The sequence below is a fragment of the Streptomyces sp. PsTaAH-137 genome, from assembly GCF_003259365.1.
Classification (GTDB): domain Bacteria; phylum Actinomycetota; class Actinomycetes; order Streptomycetales; family Streptomycetaceae; genus Streptomyces.
The window spans coordinates 1-1,048 of the sequence record NZ_QLLY01000110.1 but is presented as its reverse complement, the minus strand read 5'-3'; the positions used below and the strand labels follow the sequence as shown (position 1 = coordinate 1,048).

The following is a 1,048-nucleotide window of genomic DNA, read 5'->3' as shown; positions in this document are numbered from 1 at the left end:
GCGGCGAATTCCGGGTTGGTCCCCATCACCCCGCCCTCGCCCCAGCGGTTCTGCGGGATCTCCTGGATGTAGACGGTGATCTTGTCCATCGGGGCGCCGATGACGCGGTGCACGGTGGCGGTGAGTTCCTCGATGAGTTCCTGGCACTTCTCGTCGGTCTGGTTGGGCCAGGTGGTCATGGACAGGATGGGCATGGCGAACTCCAGGTCTGGTCTGAGGCTGTTGTCGCTGAGGAGAGGTGTGTGGGGGGAGGGGGCGCCGTCCGGGGCGGGTCAGAGACCGGCCGAGGCGCCGCCGTCCAGCGTGATCGCGGCGCCGGTGAGGTGTCTGGCAGCCGGGGACAGCAGAAAACTGACGGTGTGTGCGACATCGGACGGCTCGGCGAGGGTGCCCAGCGGGGACTGCGCCGCGACATGGGCGCTGACCTCTTCCGCCGTGGCGCCGGACCGGTCGCCGATCGCCTTGGCGATCTCGTCCCACAGGGGAGTGCGGACGGCGCCGGGATCAAGGACGTTGACCCGGATCCCGGAGCGTCCGAGGTCCTTGGAGACGGACTTGGCGAAGACGGCGAGCGCCGCGTTGATCGCGCTGTTCACCGGGAAGAGCGGGTCGGGGTCCTTGCGGAACACGCCGCTGATCATGACCATCGAGCCGCCGCCGGACGAGGCCATCGGCCCGGCCAGTGCCCGTGCGAGCCGGACCGCTCCCATGAGCTTGCCGTTGAACGTGGCCTGCCACATCGCGTCGTCGGTCTCGGCGAGCGGTGCCAGCGGGCCGTCGCCCGCCGAGTGCACCAGGCCGTCCACCCGGCCGAGGTCGGCCATGAGCCGGGCCGCGAACGAGTCGACCGACGCGGTGGAGTTGATGTCCGTCTCGTAGGTGACGAGGCGGCCCGCGTCGCCGACGCGGTTCTGTATGGAGCGGCGCGTTCGGTCGAGTCGCTTCTCGTTCCGGCCGAGCAGTGCGACCGTCGCGCCGGAGCGGGCGATCTCCTCGACGACGGCCGATCCCATTCCGCCGGTGGCGCCGCTGACGACGATGACGGGGG

2 protein-coding genes are annotated in these 1,048 nt (G+C 70.3%); both read right to left on the bottom strand.

Annotated elements, in window-relative coordinates; translation table 11 throughout:
* Window positions 1-194, bottom strand: a 194-nt coding sequence (locus tag K377_RS41255; protein ID WP_111668730.1) for a tautomerase family protein, incomplete at its 3' end; no start/stop codon positions are given.
* A gap of 78 nt (window positions 195-272) precedes the next feature.
* Window positions 273-1,048: SDR family NAD(P)-dependent oxidoreductase (locus K377_RS41250; protein WP_111668729.1), on the bottom strand; the 776-nt coding region annotated here is incomplete at its 5' end.